This window comes from Mycolicibacterium sp. XJ879 (assembly GCF_053483935.1).
The window spans coordinates 1-15,255 of the sequence record NZ_JBEFTH010000016.1; the positions used below are offsets into that span (position 1 = coordinate 1).

A 15,255-nucleotide genomic window follows, 5' to 3' on the forward strand; every position below is an offset into this window, starting at 1 on the left:
CCCGAAGCGAACATACGTTCGATCATGCCAGCGGCCTACGACGAATTTGCGGCCAAGATCGATGCGTCGGCGAGTGCAGCCGGGGTCAGCCGCGAGGCCAAGTCGAGCGCGGCGCAGGCCCCGGCGGAGGAGTGGGCTCGAGCGCTGCCCCCGGGCGAACCGAGTTCTCCCAGGCCGCGATGCATAGTCCGATCCTGCCCGGCTTACACCAGCCACCCGTCCCAGTAACGCCAAGTGTGTCCTGTGAATGCGGCCAGCAGATCCGGGTGCGCGGATCCCACTGCTCACCAGCCGTACACTGCGCTTGCGCGGCTGGCGCAGTGAGCAGAGACGATGCCATCAGCACGGCACTGCACACCGAGGCCAGCAGGAACCCTGCAGCCGTGGCTCGGATTTTCATATTGATGCTTCTCCATCGGTAAAGCGCGCCGCGTCGGTTCGGTGGTCGGCGGTCATTGCGGCAAGGTGATGGTCGTCTGTTCATTGATCACATCCGCGGCGTCGAGCACCACGTTCTGTTCGCTCGCGAGGCTGTCGCCATTCAGCTGCAGGACGAAAAGACCATCGGCTGCCGGCATGACGACCGTCTTTTGGGCGACGAATCGCTCCTGACCGTCGTTCATATAGGTGCCGGCGAATGAAATGGCGTCAAAGCCACCCAAAGCAGTTTTCTCCGGTTCTCCCAATGGCTTGAATTCGGCCATCTCCCGCAGCTGTTGAGGGGCGAGCTCGAGGATCTTCGCCGCGTCGACGTCTCCGGTGAGCTTGGAGGCAATCGCATACAAATCGGGCGGATTGTTGGGATCCGTCGGATGGTCGTAGAGGATGGCACCGTAGGCCCAGTCCGGCGTCGCGTCGCCGGCGTCGCGCCATTGCGGCGGAAGCGGGAAATCGACGTTCGGGGTTCCCGGCTCCCCAGGCTTGATCGGCGTTTCGGCAATATCGTTCTCGACGATGTAGTCGTTGATTGTGTCCGGCTCGTCGGCTGCTGGAGTCGTTGTGGTTGTAGCAGCAGTGGTTTCGGCCGACGTCGGCGTCGTCGTGGCTGCGGTGTCGGTGCTGGAACCACAGCCCACGAGCCCAAGGCTCAGAGTGACGGCAAAAAGTCCCGCCGTCGTCCCTATCGGTGGTTTCTTCATCGGCTCGCAATCTCCTACGGTCGCTTTGGCAAAACAAGGGAAACCAGAGTCTCGAGGTGAGCCTAAGGGCTGGGGCGCCGTTCGGCGGCTACATCGGCGAGCTCGTCCAGCGACAACGGAAGTACGCGGGCCAGGGCCGCGATGGTGGTGAACGCCGGCGTCGGCAGCCGGCCCGTCTCGATCTTGCGCAGTGTTTCCGGTGAAATCGCCGCCGCCTCAGCCACTTCCGCTAAGGTGCGATCGCCGCGGGCCTGCCGGAGCCGCTCGCCGATGCGCTTGCCGGCGGCCAGCTGCTCTGCGGTCAACGGGACACGGACCATGGGGCCAGCTTACCGCCTCCCCGGTATGAAAATACCGGCCACTCCCGCTAGGCTGGTATTTTCATACCGCTTACCTTGCAGAGGAGGGCCGCCGATGGTCGAGTTGAAGACACCGCGCGAAGTGGAAGCGATGGCCGTCACCGGCGCCTTCCTCGCCGAGCTGCTCGACGAACTCTCCGATCGCGCTCGCCCCGGCGTCAACCTGCTCGAGCTGGAAGACCGCGCACGAGCACTGATGGCCTATCGGTCAACGACGCTGTGCTGCACGGGCTGCCACACGATTACGTGCTGGCCGACGGTGACCTGCTCAGCATGGACATCGCGGTATCCATCGACGGCTGGGTCACCGACTGCGCGCGCAGCATCATCGTCGGCACTTCCCGACCCGAGGACCAACGACTCATCGAGGCCACCGAACAGGCCCTCTCGGCGGGTATCGCGGCGGCACTGCCCGGAAACCGGTTGGGCGACATCTCCGCGGCGATCGGTTCCGTGGCAGCAGATTACGGCTACCGCGTGAACACCGACTTCGGCGGCCACGGGCTCGGCCGCACCATGCACGAAGATCCGCATGTGCCCAACGTCGGTCGCGCGGGCCGTGGGCTCAAACTGCGTCCCGGCCTCACGCTCGCCGTCGAGCCGTGGTTCGCCGCCGGCACCGACAAGATCATCTACGACGCCGACGGTTGGACCCTGCGATCAGCCGATGGATCGCGCACCGCCCACAGCGAACACACCGTCGCGATCACCGACGGTCAACCGCTCGTCCTCACGCGTCGGAAGCGCGTCGCCGCAGCAGGATGATGTTGTCGACCAACGTGCCCGTTTCGCCGCTGGGACCCGACGCCTCCCGCTCGGCCGATTCAACCCGTAGCGACTCCCACTGCGCCTCAGGCAGATTCAGCGATGCGAACACCTCTTTGGCGCTGGGGAAGTCGTGGTGATGGTGCAGTTTCGACGCCCAGGGCGGCGGGCCGCCGTGGTCGACGATCAGCAGCAGTCCCTCGGGGCGGATCGCATCAGCCGCCCGTCGAAAGATCCGAGGACGATCGAGCGGGAGCGTGGAGTGCAGGAACTGCGCCGACACCAAATCGAATGTGCCGTCCGGAAACTGTTCCGGCAGGTCGGCTTGACGGAACTCGACGCGATCGCTGACTCCCCGCTCCTCGGCGTCGGCTACCGCGCGTTGCAGCGCGGTTTCGGAGATATCGACGCCTACGACGCGCCAACCGCGTTCAGCCAGCCACAGCGCGTCGCCACCCTCACCGCAGCCCAGATCCAGGGCTCGGCCGGGCTTTAGCGATTCAGCGACCTCGACGAGGCGGGCGTTGGCCCGTCCACTCCAGACCCGGTTACGTTCGCCGTAGTGCTCTTCCCAATGGGTTTTTGCGTCAGGCGTTGACATGTTGACTCCCTCCTGGAACAGCCAGACCGTGCTGGTCGGCGACAAGACTTTGCACCACTGCAGCCGCCGCCAATGAACCGCTTGCCACCGCGGCGGCCACTTGCGGCATCTGTGCGCTCAGGTCACCCGCCGCGAACACACCGGGTGCGGTGGTGCGGTACAACGCGTCCACCGCAACGGGATCGACAGAAATCGGTGTGGGGCCGCCGAATTCGACGCCCAATTGTTCAGCCAGCGCTGAGCGCTGATGAAGCGTCGTGGCCACCAGCATGCCCCTGCGCGCCAGCCGGGATCCGTCGGTGAATACGACGGCTGTCAATTCGCCGTTCTCCGAGGCGAGTTCGGCGACCCGCCGTTCGTCGACACCGACGTCGGCCGCGGACAGCCGAGTCTGGTCGGCGTCGTCGAGGTCGCTGGGCCCGTCGGTCAGCACCACGATATCGTCGCTCCAGCCGTGCAGCAGCAGCGCCGAATGGACCGCGCGTTCCCCGCGCCCCAACACCGCCAACGGCTGGTCCCGCACTTCCCAGCCGTGGCAGAACGGGCAGTGGAACACCGATCGTCCCCACAGTTGGGCCAGGCCGGGCAGATCGGGTGGGCGATAGTCCATGCCGCCGGCCAGCAGTATCCGACGCGCCCGTTCGCGTCGACCGTCAGCGAGTTGCACAACGAACTGGTCGTCGACCCGCTGTGCCGCGGTGACCTCACCGTCGCGAAGCTCGACGCTCGGATAGGCCGAGAGTTCACCGCGGCCCATGGCGTACAGCTCAGCAGGTGGGCGTCCGTCGTGGCCCAGCAGGCCTCCAATTCCGTGCGCGGGCAGATTGCTCTGAGACCCGGCGTCCACCAACAGCGTGCGCCGACGCGCCCGGCCAAGCACCAAACCGGCGCTCAGGCCGGCCGATCCGCCGCCCACGATCACGCAGTCCCATGTCGTATCCATGAAAACCACCTTGCAGACCTGCGGCCATAATGCCAAGCTCGTTTGCTATGGAGGCAAAAGTGGAGGAAAGCGTCGACGTCCGGGTACGACGCCGGCTGCGCGAACTGCGGACACAGCACGGGCTGACACTCGAAGACGTCGCTACCCGGTCCAATATCGACGTGTCGACGCTGAGCCGGCTGGAGTCGGGTAAGCGGCGGTTGGCGCTCGACCATCTCCCCCGCCTGGCCGCGGCGCTCTCGGTGAGTACCGACGAACTACTGCGCGAGCCCGAGGCGCCCGATCCGCGCGTACGGACCAGTTCTCACACCCACCACAACATCACATACTGGCCGCTGACCCGCCAGGCCGCGGGCGGCCTGCACGCCTACAAGATTCGGATCAGCGGGCGGCGCCGCACACCGCCCGACGAACTGCCCGTGCACGAAGGCCAGGATTGGATGTACGTGCTATCCGGGGAGCTGCGCTTGATCCTGGGTGCTCGTGATTTCATAGTCAAACCCGGTGAGGCAGTGGAATTCTCGACGTGGACACCGCACTGGTTCGGCGTGGTCGACGGACCCGTGGAAGCCATCACCATCTTCGGCCTGCACGGCGAACGTCTGCACCTACACGAGTGAGGTCAGATAGTCCGTCTGGTTGACCAGTCGTACGGATGCCGCACCGTCGGGATAGAACTCGGCCATCGACAACGACGCCAAATCCAGGTGCAGCCGGTAAAGGATGCTGGGTCCGGCATCCAGCGCCATCCGCAGCAGCGTCTTGATCGGTGTCACATGCGACACCACCAGCAGGGTCTGTCCGCCGTTCTCGGCGACGAGGCGGTTCTGGGCGCGGTGCACGCGTTGGGCCACGTTGTCGAAGCTCTCCCCGTCGGGCGGTGTCGCCGAGGTGTCCCGCAACCATCGCCGGTGAAGCTCCGGATCGCGCTGCGACGCTTCGACGAACGTCAGCCCTTCCCACGCGCCGAAGTCGGTTTCGATCAGGTCGTCGTCGACGACGACATCGAGGCCGAGGGCTTTGGCCGCCGCCGCTGCGGTGTCGTACGCACGTTGCAGCGGCGAGGTGACGACGGCGTCGACACCGCCTTTGTTCGCCAGGTACTGCGCGGCGAGTTCGGCCTGCCGGCGCCCGGCCTGGGTCAGCGCCGGGTTGCCGCGCCCGGAATAGCGTCGCTGCGCAGAGAAATCGGTCTGGCCGTGCCGAAGCAGCAGAAGCCGGGTCGGCTCACCGCGCGCACCGGTCCAACCTGCCGGGGACGTCTGCGTCGCGACGTTGGCTGGCGCCGTAGGGTTTTCGATTCCTGAGGCGGCATCCATCGCTTGGTTGGCCAACCGGTCGGCGTGTGAATTTTTCGCCCGCGGAATCCACTCGTAGCTGACGCGGTCGAACTGGGTCGACAGCGCCGTGGCCTGCTGGTGTAGCGGCGCCAGATCAGGATGCTTGACGCGCCACCGGCCCGCCATCTGCTCGACCACCAGCTTGGAGTCCATGTGGACCTCGACCTCGGAAGCGCCGAGTTCCGCAGCCTTCTCCAGACCCGCGATCAGCCCCCGGTACTCGGCGACGTTGTTGGTGGCGTGGCCGATCGCTTGCTTGCTTTCGGCGAGCATCGTGGCGCGGTCCTGCGACCACACGACCGTTCCGTAGCCCGCGGGTCCGGGGTTGCCGCGGGACCCGCCGTCGGCCTCGACGATGACCTTCACGCGCTCGTTCCGTTGAGCCGCAACAGGATCGCTCCGCACTCCGGGCAGCGCAGCACGTCATCTTCTGCTGCGGCGGAAATGCGTGCCAGTTCACCCTTGTCGATCTCGATCCGGCAGGCGCCGCAACGACGTCCCTGCAGAGGACCGGCGCCCGAGCCGCTGCGCTCCCGTTGGCGCTCGTACAACGCGGCCAGATCGGGATCCAACTGCGCGAGCAGTTCGTCTCGGCGCGAAAGGCTCTGGTGGCGCTGCTGGTCGATCTCGGTGCGGGCGTCGTCGCAGGCTTTCTGCACATCGCTTCGCTCGCTTTGCAGCTCATCGATCCTTGCCAGCGCGGCCGCCTGGTCGCGCTGCAGTTCTTCGCGCCGTTCCATCACTTCCAGCAGGGAGTCCTCCAGCGCGGTCTGCCGGCGCTCCAACGTCTGCAACTCGTGCTGCAACTCGGTGAGCTGTTTGGCGTCCACGCTGCCGTCGGCGAGCAGGCGGCGGTCGCGGTCCTCGCGCTGACGCACGCCGTCGATCTCGGTTTCGAACTTTGCGATCTGCTCGTCGAGGTCGTCGATCGCCAGCTGCAGCGCGGCGAGGGCGTCGTTGGCCTCCTGCAGCGTCGTCTGGACCTCTTCGAGGCGCTGCTGCTCGGCCAGATTCTTGGCCCGGTGCTCGATCCGGTTCAGCCCGGCGTCGAGCTCGGCCAATTCAAGCAACGAACGTTGTTGCGCTACTTCAGCTTTCATGACTCGTTCTCTCGACATTCCACGGATCGGTTCGGATCGCCGACACGCGCACTGCGAGCGCGTCGCCGAATTGGTCACGCAACAGCGCTGCGGCCTGACGGCACCAGGGGTACTCACTGGCCCAGTGCGCCACGTCGACGAGCGCCACATCGGATGCGCGCTGGTGTTCGTCGGCGGGGTGATGGCGCAGATCGGAGGTGACATAGGCCTGCACGTCGGCGCCTGCGACGACGTCGAGCAGCGAGTCGCCCGCTCCCCCGCACACCGCCACCCGTGACACCTGCGTGTCTGAATCGCCGCAGGCGCGGATGCCCCACGACGTGGCGGGCAGCGCCTCGCGCACCCGAGAAAAGAACGCCGACAACGGCTCCGGCTTCGGCAACACCCCGATCCGACCCAGGCCGACGTTGCCCGGAATGGGCGCGAGGGTGAAGATGTCGAACGCCGGCTCCTCATAGGGGTGGGCTGAGCGCAGCGCGGCGAGGATGTCGGCGCGACGCGCGGCAGGCGCGATCACCTCGACCCGGTCCTCGGAAACGCGTTCGACGGTGCCCACGCTGCCGATCGCCGGCGACGCGCCGTCGTGCGGCAGGAACTGGCCGGTGCCCGCCACACTCCAACTGCAGTGCGAGTAATCGCCGATCCGTCCGGCGCCGGCGTCGAACATCGCCAGGCGCACCGCGTCGGCATCGTCGACGGGGACGAACACCACCCACTTGTCCAGGTCGGGCCCGGTGGAGGTGGGCGCGAGGACCTGCTCGACGGTCAGGCCCAGCACCTCCGCAAGCGCGTCGGAGACCCCCGGTGACGCCGCGTCGGCGTTGGTGTGCGCGGTGAACAGCGCCCGGCGGGTCCGGATCATCTGGTGAATCAGGGCGCCTTTGGCAGTGCTGGCGGCCACGGTGTCGACCCCGCGCAGCAACAGCGGGTGGTGCGCGACCAGCAGGCCGTCCTCGGGCACCTCGGCGACGACGGCGGCGGTCGCGTCGACCGCGACGGTGACCGCCTCGACCGACTCGGCCGGATCACCACTCACCAGACCCACCGAATCCCAGTCCTGCGCCAACGATGGCGGATAGGCCGCGTCGAGCACGTCGATGATGTCGGCCAGGCGCACGCTCACCGCAGCACCTCAGCCATCGCGTCGACCAGCACCGGCCATTCGGGACGCACCGCCACGCGCAGGTACTGACCATCCAAACCGACGAACGTGTCACAGCGGCGCACGGCAATTCCTTTGCTGTACAGGTGTTTTCGCGTCAACGCTGCATCACCGACCGAGACCAGGACGAACGGGGCGCATCCGTCGACGACATCAACGCCGATGCTAGCCAAGCCGGTCACCATCTCGGCGCGCAGCCCGACCAGCCGGCGGGCCCCACGTTGCGCCTCAGCCACCGCCTCCGGCGCGCTGCACGCGGTGATGGCCTCCAGTTGCAGCGTGCCCAGCGGCCAGTGCGGCCGTCGTGCGGCCATCCGGTCGAGCACGTCGGGCGCGCCCAACGCATAGCCGACCCGCAGCCCTGCCAAAGCCCACGTCTTGGTCAGGCTGCGCAGCACCACCACATCGGGCAGCGACTGGCCTGCCAGCGACGCCGGCTCGCCGGGGACCGCGTCGGCGAACGCCTCGTCGACCACGAGGATCCGGCCCGGGCGCCGCAGCGCCAGCACCCGCTCGCGGGTATGCAGCACCGACGTGGGATTGGTCGGGTTGCCCACGATGACGAGGTCGGCCTCGTCGGGCACCAGGCCGTCGGACAGGTGAAACGGCGGCGCGAGCACGACGTGCTCGAACGGCAGGCCGGCTGCGGCCAACGCGGCTTCGGGTCCGGTGAACGACGGCTGGATCAGCGCGGTCAGCCGCGGCCGCAGGTTCGCTAATAGCGCAAATCCCTCGGCCGCCCCGGAAAGCAGCGCGACCTCGTCGGCGCTGCGCCCGTGCCTAGCGGCGACGGCGGTGACTGCGCGCTGCTCGTCGGCGGTGCTCGGATAGCGGCCGAGATCGGGCAACCGAGCCGCCAGGCGGTCAACGAGCCAGGTCGGAGGCTCGTCGGTGCGGACGTTGACGGCGAAGTCGAGCATGCCGGGGGCCGCGGCCTGATCGCCGTGGTAGCGGGCGCCCGCACGCGTCGCACCCGGATATGGACTCGCCACAACACGACCCTAGTGCGCCGGGCAGCGTACTTCTGTGATCGGGGAGAATGGTGCCGTGACCGACATGTTGGACCACACTGCTGCGGCGACCCGCCCGCATCTGGTGATCTTCGATCTCGACGGGACCCTGACCGATTCGGCGAAGGGCATCGTCTCGAGCTTCCGCCATGCGCTTGGCTCGGTCGGCGCCGTCGTACCCGACGGAGACCTGGCCAGCATGGTGGTGGGCCCGCCGATGCACCACACGCTGCGGGAACTGGGTCTCGGCGACCAGACCGACGCTGCGATCTCGGCCTACCGCTCCGATTACCGGAACCGGGGGTGGGCGATCAACCGGGTGTTCGACGGCATTCCCGCGCTGCTGGCCGATCTGCAGGCCGCCGGCGTGCGCATGGCGGTGGCCACCTCCAAGGCCGAACCGACGGCGCAACGCATCCTCGCCCACTTCGGCCTCGACGACCACTTCGAGGTGATCGCCGGCGCCAGCGTCGACGGCTCCCGGGCGACCAAGGCCGATGTGGTCGCGCACGCGGTGGCCCAACTGACCCCACTGCCCGAGCGTGTCGTGATGGTCGGCGACCGGTCCCACGACGTCGAAGGCGCCGCCGAACACGGCATCGACACCGTGGTGGTCGGATGGGGTTACGGCCGCGGGGATTTCGACGGCCCCGAGAGCCCGGCCGCGCGGGCCCACGTCTCCAACGTCGACGAGTTGCGCGAGGTGTTGGGTGTCTGACCTGCTGCACGTGACGTTCGTCTGTTCCGGCAACATCTGCCGGTCGCCGATGGCGGAGAAGATGTTCGCCCACCAGATCAGCGAACGCGGCGTGTCCGAGGCGGTTCGGGTGACCAGCGCGGGGACCGGCGGCTGGCACGCGGGTGCGCCGGCGGACCGCCGGGCTAGCCATGTGCTGCGCAACCACGGCTATCCGACGGCGCATCGCGCCGCCCAGGTCGACGACGACCACATGTCGGCCGATCTGGTCATCGCGCTGGGCCGTAACCACGTGCGCATCCTCAGAGAACTCGGCGTGCCCGAGGAGCGGATCCGGATGTTGCGCTCGTTCGATCCGCGTTCGGGTGCCCATGCCCTCGACGTGGAAGATCCCTACTACGGCGACCATGACGACTTCGAAGAGGTGTTCCGCGTGATCGAGTCGTCGTTGCCGGGCCTGCACGCGTGGGTGGACGAACAACTGACCGCTCGGGGGATCGCAAGCTGATGCGACGCTGGGCGTTTTTGTTGCGGCCGCAGTGGCTGGCGTTGTTCGTCGTGGTGATCGCGTTCGCTTACCTGTGCTTCACGGTGCTCGCGCCGTGGCAACTGGGCAAGAACACCCAGACGTCACGCGAGAACGCCCAGATTGCCCAGTCGTTGAAGGCCGATCCGGTGCCGGTGACATCGCTTCTGCCGGACCAGGATTCGGCGGCTCCCGACGAGCAATGGCGTCTGGTCACGGCCACCGGACGATATCTGCCCGAGGCACAGGTGTTGGCGCGGTTGCGGGTGGTCGAGGGCGAGCCGGCGTTCGAGGTGTTGGTGCCCTTCGCCGTCGCCGACGGCCCGACCGTGCTGGTCAACCGGGGCTACGTGCGGCCGGTCGAGGCGTCTGGGGTGCCGGAGATCCCGCCGGTTCCCGGTGACGAGGTGACGATCGTCGCGCGGTTGCGTGACTCCGAGGGGTTGGCCCGCGGCAAGGAACCCATGCGTCAAGACGGGACGCAGCAGGTGTATTCGATCAATATCGACCAGATCTCGCGTCTCACCGGTGTTCCGTTGACCGGTTCGTACCTGCAGCTCACCGGGGATCAGCCGGGCGGGCTCGGGGAACTGGCTCTGCCGCACCTGGATGCCGGACCGTTCCTGTCCTACGGCATCCAGTGGATCACGTTCGGCATCATTGCCCCGATCGGGCTGGGTTATTTCGTGTATGCCGAAGTGCGGCAACGCAGGCGGGAGAAGGAGGTGCGCGACGCTGTGGCAGCAGCGCCGGATGCGCCCGTCAGCACGGAGGACAAGCTCGCCGACCGCTATGGCCGACGGCGCTGAACGCGCTGGCCGACGGCGCTGAACGCGAACGCGATACCTGCGGCGGCGACCTGCACGGCCCGCGACAACCGCACCGCCCGCGCGAGGTCGCTGACCTGGGGCGCAGGGCCCTCCCCGAGCGTCGGGCGGATCTCCAACTCGTAGGCGTACTGCGTCGGACCGCCCAACTGTACGCCGAGCGCGCCGGCGAACGCTGCCTCGACCACGCCCGCGTTCGGGCTGGGATGCCGCGCCGCGTCACGCCGCCAACTGCGCACCGCGCCGACGGGTGAGCCGCCCACCACCGGCGCGCACACCGCGACCAGCGCTGCCGTCGCACGTGCGGCCTGGTAGTTGATCAGATCGTCGAATCGCGCTGCCGCCCAACCGAACCGGGCATATCGAGCAGACCGGTTGCCGATCATGGCGTCGAGCGTGTTGGCCCCACGGTAGACCAGCACCGCCGGCACCCCGCCGATCGCGGCCCACCACAGCGGCGCGACATGGGCGTCGGAGGTGTTCTCGGCGACCGACTCCAACGCCGCCCGGGTCAGCCCGGAGGCGTCGAGGACGGCCGGGTCACGGCCGCACAGCGACGGCAGCAGCCGCCGGGCCGCATCCAGATCGCCGCCCTGCAGGTGATCCGCCATGGTGCGACCGGTGCGGGTCAGCGACGTGCCGCCGAGCGCGACGAACACCGCAGCCGCCGTCACCGCGGCGCGGCCGAGCGGGCCCCGACGCGCGCCTGCGCGGTCGACGGCCAAACCCAGTACGCCGAGCATGCCCAGCAGCGCGCCGGTGTGAAGGGTGCCGGCGGTTCGGGAGTCGGCATATGTTGTGCGCTCCAAAGCCGCTGCGCCGCGGCCGAACAACGCCACCGGATGGCCACGGCGCGGGTCAGCCAGCAGCCGATCGGCGATACAGCCCGCCGCGAGCCCCCATGTCGTCGACGCAAACACTTCGGGAGCGTCTCACAAAGTGGTTCACTCGAAGGCGTGAGGCTGGGACCACCGCGGCGACCGACGCGTGTCATCGATCTGATCAATCCGGCGGCGGCATTGCTGCCTGCGGCGAACGTGATCATGCAATTGGCGCTGCCGGGGGTGGGGTACGGGGTGTTGGAAAGCCCGGTGGACAGCGGCAACGTATACAAGCGTCCGTTCAAACGGGCACGCACGACCGGGACGTACCTGGCGGTGGCGACGATGGGCACGAAGGCCGACCGCGAGTTGATCCGCCGGGAGGTCGACCGTGTGCATGCGATGGTGCGGTCGACGAAATCAAGTCCGGTGTCGTACCGGGCGTTCGACCCGCGGCTGCAGCTGTGGGTGGCGGCCTGTCTGTACCGCTACTACGTCGACCAGCACGAGTTTCTGTACGGGCCGCTCGACGACGACGCCGCGGACGCCGTGTACCGCGACGCCAGAAAGCTCGGCACGACGCTGCAGGTCGGCGCGGACATGTGGCCGCCGGACCGGGCCGCCTTCGAGGAGTACTGGAAGCGGTCGTTGGACGAACTGCGCATCGACGAGCCGGTGCGCGAGCACCTGCACGGCGTCGCGGCGATGGCGATGCTGCCCGCGCCGCTGCGGTTGCTCGCCGGGAAGTTCAACCTATTCGCGACGACGGGGTTTTTGCCCGCGGAGTTCCGCGAGCACATGCAGCTGCGCTGGACGGCCGGTCAGCAACGCCGGTTCGAAAAGCTGCTTACCCTGCTTCGGATCACGGATCGGGTGGTGCCGCGCGAGGTGTGGCTGCTGGGCTACCAGCTGTACCTGTGGGATATGCGGATGCGGGCGCGCAACGGACGCCGGGTGGTGTAGCGCCGCACGGAACGCATTGCAGCAAATTAGCGAACGCGTCAGCCAATCGCCCCGCCGGCCTGCGCCCGGTGTTACCGTCTTTGCTGGCGGACAGTCGAAGGGGCGGGGAAGCAAGATGGTCGACGAGCAGCACCGTGGGTGGGTCCGCGTCGGCGCGGCGACGGCAGGGCTGAGCGTAGCGCTGATGTTCGGGCCGGGCGTGGCAGTGGCCGCACCGGACAACTCGACCGATACCGGAACCTCGAGCAGCGACACCAACACCGACACCGACACCGGCGCCGACACTGACTCCGGTTTCGATGAGGCGGCCGCGACACCGGACGTCGCAGAGGTACCCGACGCCGAGTCGCTCACCGAGACCCTCACGCTGCCCGCGTCGGCCGCCGTGTCCGACGACACTACCGAGCCCATCGACGACACTACTGAGCCCATCGACGACGACACGGAGTTCGAAACCGAGGCCGAGGCTCCGGCGGCCGAGGCCGTCGAACCGGCGGCAACCGCGCGTCGCGACTCGTCGCTGCCGCTGGCCGCCGCATCGACGACGCGCGCACTGGCGGTGCCGCCCGCCCCGTCCGAGGACAGCGACGAGACTCCGCCGTCGACCGAAACCGACTCGGCCGTCGTCACCGGGGCCGAGGTCACCGACGCCGAGCCCGTCGCACTGGCCGACCCCGAGCCGGTCACGCTGGTCGTCGATGTCATCACCGAGCGCACGGTGCGCCCCAACGTGTTCCGGACCGTGACGCTGGGCGTGTTGGGCCTGTTCGGGTTCAACCCGGACGCCGCCGGTTCCTCGCCCAACCCGTTGGTCCCGGCACTGGATGCGATCTGGGGTCTGTACCGGCGCATCGAGACCGGCGTCGCCAATGTCCTTGATCGCGTCGGCCTTCCGGCCTTCCAGACCACCACCACCTACGTGACCACGCTGATCATCCCGACCGTCTACACCGCGGCCGACCTGCACGGCGTGCCCCGCGTGTTCGCCGGCGGATACAGCGCCGAGCTCGACGAGCATTTCCTGACCGATACGACCCGCGAGATCACCACCTACACCGCGGTCACCTATTTGTCCGGCAACGTGCACTATCCGGTCGACCCGCCCGGCGACATCGTGGTGCTGGCGTCGGGATGGGATCCGTCGGCGGTGTCCGCGCACGCCAACATGGCCGTGGTGTACGACTTCTATGTCGGCACGCTGGAACACCACTCGTTCGACGACACCGGCGCGCCGGTCGCCGTCACGGTCATCTCCCATGTCTTCAACAATGCGTACTGGTATCGGACGCACGAGGTGTTCGTGTTCGGACACGACTTCGAAGGCGCGCTGGACATCGTCGGGCACGAGTACACCCACGCCGTCATCGACAGCGTCGTCAAGGGCCGGCACGGCGAGATTCTCGGCCAGGACGCACAGTCATTGGCGCTGGAGGAGGCCTACTCCGACATCCTGGGCACTCTGATCGAGGGCAAAGCCGGCCCGGAGCGATGGCTGATCGCCGAGGATTACGGGTGCGCGTCACCGCGGACACACGGATGCGCGATCCGCAACCTCGCCGATCCGCAATCGTTGGGCGGCACCGCGCATTTCAGCGAGTTCGTGCCAGGCGGCAGCGCGCACCGCAACAGCACGATCTTCAGCCACGCGGCGTATCGGATGATGACCGACGTCGACACCGCCGACGTGTCAGATGAGGTCTGGGCTCGGGTGTTCTACGGCTCGCTGTACCGGCTCACCCCGGGTGCGTCGTTCACCCAGGCGGCGACAGCCGTGGTCGCCGAGGCCGAAGCGCTCGGGTTCGACGCCGACGAACTGGCCGCGGTTCGGCGGGCCTACAGCGACGTCGGTCTCACCGTGCCCGATGCCGTCGGGGCGATCGCGGTCTGATCCCGTCGAGACCTGGTGGGCGCGGACGGTATCGAACCGCCGACCGCTGGTGTGTAAAACCAGAGCTCTACCACTGAGCTACGCGCCCCTGCGAAGGCAAGCTACACGCCGACCTCGCGCGACAGGAAATTCAGCCGGCCCGCAACGAGGTCAGCGCCTCGGTCCACACCGACTGGTCACGCGGCTCTCCCGGCTCCTTCATCTCGGCGAACCGGATGACGCCGGAACGGTCCACCACGAACGTGCCGCGGTTGGGGAAACCCGCGTCGTCGTTGAAGACGCCGTAGGCCTGCGCCACCGCGCCGTGCGGCCAGAAGTCCGAGAGCACCGGGAACAGGAAACCGCTTTGCGTCGCCCAGATCTTGTGGGTGGGCGGCGGGCCGACGGAGATCGCCAACACCGCGGTGTCGTCGTTCTCGTATTTGGGCAGGTTATCCCGGATCTCGTCCAGTTCGCCCTGACAGATGCCGGTGAACGCCAACGGGAAGAACACCAGCACCACGTCTTTTTCGCCCCGGAAGCTGCTCAGCGTGACGGACTGACCGTTCTGGTCTTTCAGCGTGAAGTCCGGCGCCTCGGTGCCAACCTCCAGCATCGTCACCTCCGACCGGCGGCTTTGGACTTCGGCTGCACCAACCGGGTGGCGATCCAGTTGCCGAGGTTGGCCGACGACGTCTGCATCAGCCCCGCCGTGGGCGCGGACTCGGCGATGTCGGCAGGCTGCACATGGCCAGGCTTACCCGTCTTGGGCGTGACCACCCAGATGACGCCGTCGTCGGCCAGCGGGGTGATGGCGTCCATCAACCGGTCCACGAGGTCGCCGTCATCGTTGCGCCACCACAGCAGCACGACATCGATGACCTCATCGGCGTCCTCATCGAGCAGCTCGCTACCGCACGCCTCTTCGATGTCGGCCCGGATGTCGTCGTCGGTGTCTTCGTCCCAGCCCAACTCCTGCACAACCTGATCTTTTTGGATGCCCAGTCTGCGGGCGTAGCTCGAGGCGTTGTCCGCCGCGACCACCGTGGTCCTCCTTCAGCCAACTCGGGCGCGCCATGCGCATTCGACCTATCGTCGCACGGCGGGCTGCGTTTGCAGGCGCGTGGCGTCACTT

Annotated in this window: 17 protein-coding genes, 1 tRNA gene and 1 pseudogene; 7 read left to right on the forward strand and 12 right to left on the reverse strand. The window is 67.7% G+C overall.

Annotation, left to right across the window (positions count from 1 at the left end; translation table 11 throughout):
- Window positions 1-452: 452 nt before the first annotated feature.
- Both ABQF13_RS23285 and ABQF13_RS23290 read right to left on the reverse strand, forming a co-directional pair.
- Window positions 453-1,139 (reverse strand): envelope biogenesis lipoprotein LpqN, encoded by a 687-nt coding sequence (locus ABQF13_RS23285; protein ID WP_448395169.1) that lies wholly within the window; start codon window positions 1,137-1,139, stop codon window positions 453-455.
- A gap of 62 nt (window positions 1,140-1,201) precedes the next feature.
- A complete protein-coding gene (locus tag ABQF13_RS23290) occupies window positions 1,202-1,459 on the reverse strand; it encodes a helix-turn-helix domain-containing protein (RefSeq protein ID WP_448395170.1) in 258 nt (85 codons plus the stop codon).
- 94 nt (window positions 1,460-1,553) lie between these two features.
- Here ABQF13_RS23290 and map point away from each other — a divergent pair.
- Window positions 1,554-2,263 (forward strand): annotated as a pseudogene (map, locus tag ABQF13_RS23295) (type I methionyl aminopeptidase).
- Here the strand turns inward: map and ABQF13_RS23300 are convergent.
- Both ABQF13_RS23300 and ABQF13_RS23305 read right to left on the reverse strand, forming a co-directional pair.
- On the reverse strand, window positions 2,229-2,864 hold the full coding sequence (locus ABQF13_RS23300; RefSeq protein WP_448395171.1) for an SAM-dependent methyltransferase: 636 nt from the start codon (window positions 2,862-2,864) through the stop codon (window positions 2,229-2,231). The pseudogene map and the gene ABQF13_RS23300 sit on opposite strands and share 35 nt — an antisense overlap.
- Window positions 2,851-3,807, reverse strand: coding sequence for an NAD(P)/FAD-dependent oxidoreductase (locus tag ABQF13_RS23305; protein ID WP_448395172.1), 957 nt, complete (start codon window positions 3,805-3,807; stop codon window positions 2,851-2,853). Before ABQF13_RS23305 ends, ABQF13_RS23300 begins: the two co-directional genes overlap by 14 nt.
- Window positions 3,808-3,854: 47 nt before the next feature.
- Between ABQF13_RS23305 and ABQF13_RS23310 the strand changes: the two genes are divergently transcribed.
- Window positions 3,855-4,427, forward strand: coding sequence for a type II toxin-antitoxin system RelB family anti-toxin (locus ABQF13_RS23310; RefSeq protein WP_448395173.1), 573 nt, complete (start codon window positions 3,855-3,857; stop codon window positions 4,425-4,427).
- Here ABQF13_RS23310 and ABQF13_RS23315 read toward each other — a convergent pair.
- The 4 genes from ABQF13_RS23315 to cobC are packed head-to-tail and all read right to left on the reverse strand — an operon-like array spanning window position 4,416 to window position 8,329.
- Window positions 4,416-5,513, reverse strand: coding sequence for a bifunctional RNase H/acid phosphatase (locus ABQF13_RS23315; protein WP_448395174.1), 1,098 nt, complete (start codon window positions 5,511-5,513; stop codon window positions 4,416-4,418). The two genes, ABQF13_RS23310 and ABQF13_RS23315, sit on opposite strands and share 12 nt — an antisense overlap.
- Entirely contained in the window at window positions 5,510-6,247 is a 738-nt protein-coding gene (locus ABQF13_RS23320) for a zinc ribbon domain-containing protein (protein ID WP_448395175.1), read from the reverse strand. The genes ABQF13_RS23315 and ABQF13_RS23320 overlap by 4 nt, the downstream gene beginning before the upstream one ends.
- A complete protein-coding gene (locus tag ABQF13_RS23325; RefSeq protein WP_448395176.1) occupies window positions 6,237-7,370 on the reverse strand; it encodes a Nif3-like dinuclear metal center hexameric protein in 1,134 nt (377 codons plus the stop codon). The genes ABQF13_RS23320 and ABQF13_RS23325 overlap by 11 nt, the downstream gene beginning before the upstream one ends.
- Window positions 7,367-8,329 carry an Rv2231c family histidinol phosphate aminotransferase CobC gene (gene cobC, locus ABQF13_RS23330; RefSeq protein WP_448395235.1) on the reverse strand — a complete coding sequence of 321 codons (963 nt, stop codon included), beginning with the start codon at window positions 8,327-8,329 and terminating at the stop codon, window positions 7,367-7,369. The genes ABQF13_RS23325 and cobC overlap by 4 nt, the downstream gene beginning before the upstream one ends.
- Window positions 8,330-8,465: 136 nt before the next feature.
- Between cobC and ABQF13_RS23335 the strand changes: the two genes are divergently transcribed.
- The 3 genes from ABQF13_RS23335 to ABQF13_RS23345 are packed head-to-tail and all read left to right on the forward strand — an operon-like array spanning window position 8,466 to window position 10,451.
- The gene (locus tag ABQF13_RS23335) at window positions 8,466-9,137 is read left to right on the forward strand and encodes an HAD-IA family hydrolase (protein WP_448395236.1); all 672 of its coding nucleotides are present in this window, start codon (window positions 8,466-8,468) and stop codon (window positions 9,135-9,137) included.
- On the forward strand, window positions 9,130-9,624 hold the full coding sequence (locus ABQF13_RS23340) for a low molecular weight protein-tyrosine-phosphatase (protein WP_448395177.1): 495 nt from the start codon (window positions 9,130-9,132) through the stop codon (window positions 9,622-9,624). Before ABQF13_RS23335 ends, ABQF13_RS23340 begins: the two co-directional genes overlap by 8 nt.
- Window positions 9,624-10,451 (forward strand): SURF1 family cytochrome oxidase biogenesis protein, encoded by an 828-nt coding sequence (locus ABQF13_RS23345; RefSeq protein ID WP_448395178.1) that lies wholly within the window; start codon window positions 9,624-9,626, stop codon window positions 10,449-10,451. Before ABQF13_RS23340 ends, ABQF13_RS23345 begins: the two co-directional genes overlap by 1 nt.
- Here the strand turns inward: ABQF13_RS23345 and ABQF13_RS23350 are convergent.
- Window positions 10,433-11,389, reverse strand: coding sequence for a cobalamin biosynthesis protein (locus ABQF13_RS23350; protein ID WP_448395179.1), 957 nt, complete (start codon window positions 11,387-11,389; stop codon window positions 10,433-10,435). The two genes, ABQF13_RS23345 and ABQF13_RS23350, sit on opposite strands and share 19 nt — an antisense overlap.
- 36 nt (window positions 11,390-11,425) lie before the next feature.
- On the opposite strand from ABQF13_RS23350, the gene ABQF13_RS23355 reads away from it, so the two are divergent.
- Window positions 11,426-12,253, forward strand: coding sequence for an oxygenase MpaB family protein (locus ABQF13_RS23355; protein ID WP_448395180.1), 828 nt, complete (start codon window positions 11,426-11,428; stop codon window positions 12,251-12,253).
- 115 nt (window positions 12,254-12,368) lie between these two features.
- Window positions 12,369-14,141: a M4 family metallopeptidase gene (locus tag ABQF13_RS23360; RefSeq protein ID WP_448395181.1), complete on the forward strand. Its 1,773-nt coding sequence runs from the start codon at window positions 12,369-12,371 to the stop codon at window positions 14,139-14,141.
- 13 nt (window positions 14,142-14,154) lie between these two features.
- On the opposite strand, the gene ABQF13_RS23365 is transcribed toward ABQF13_RS23360, so the two are convergent.
- The 3 genes from ABQF13_RS23365 to ABQF13_RS23375 form a co-directional block, all read right to left on the reverse strand.
- A tRNA-Val gene (locus ABQF13_RS23365) sits at window positions 14,155-14,229 on the reverse strand.
- Window positions 14,230-14,271: 42 nt separating this feature from the next.
- Window positions 14,272-14,736 carry a peroxiredoxin gene (locus ABQF13_RS23370; protein ID WP_448395182.1) on the reverse strand — a complete coding sequence of 155 codons (465 nt, stop codon included), beginning with the start codon at window positions 14,734-14,736 and terminating at the stop codon, window positions 14,272-14,274.
- 2 nt (window positions 14,737-14,738) lie between these two features.
- Window positions 14,739-15,164, reverse strand: coding sequence for a DUF3052 domain-containing protein (locus ABQF13_RS23375; RefSeq protein WP_448395183.1), 426 nt, complete (start codon window positions 15,162-15,164; stop codon window positions 14,739-14,741).
- Window positions 15,165-15,255: the final 91 nt, after the last annotated feature.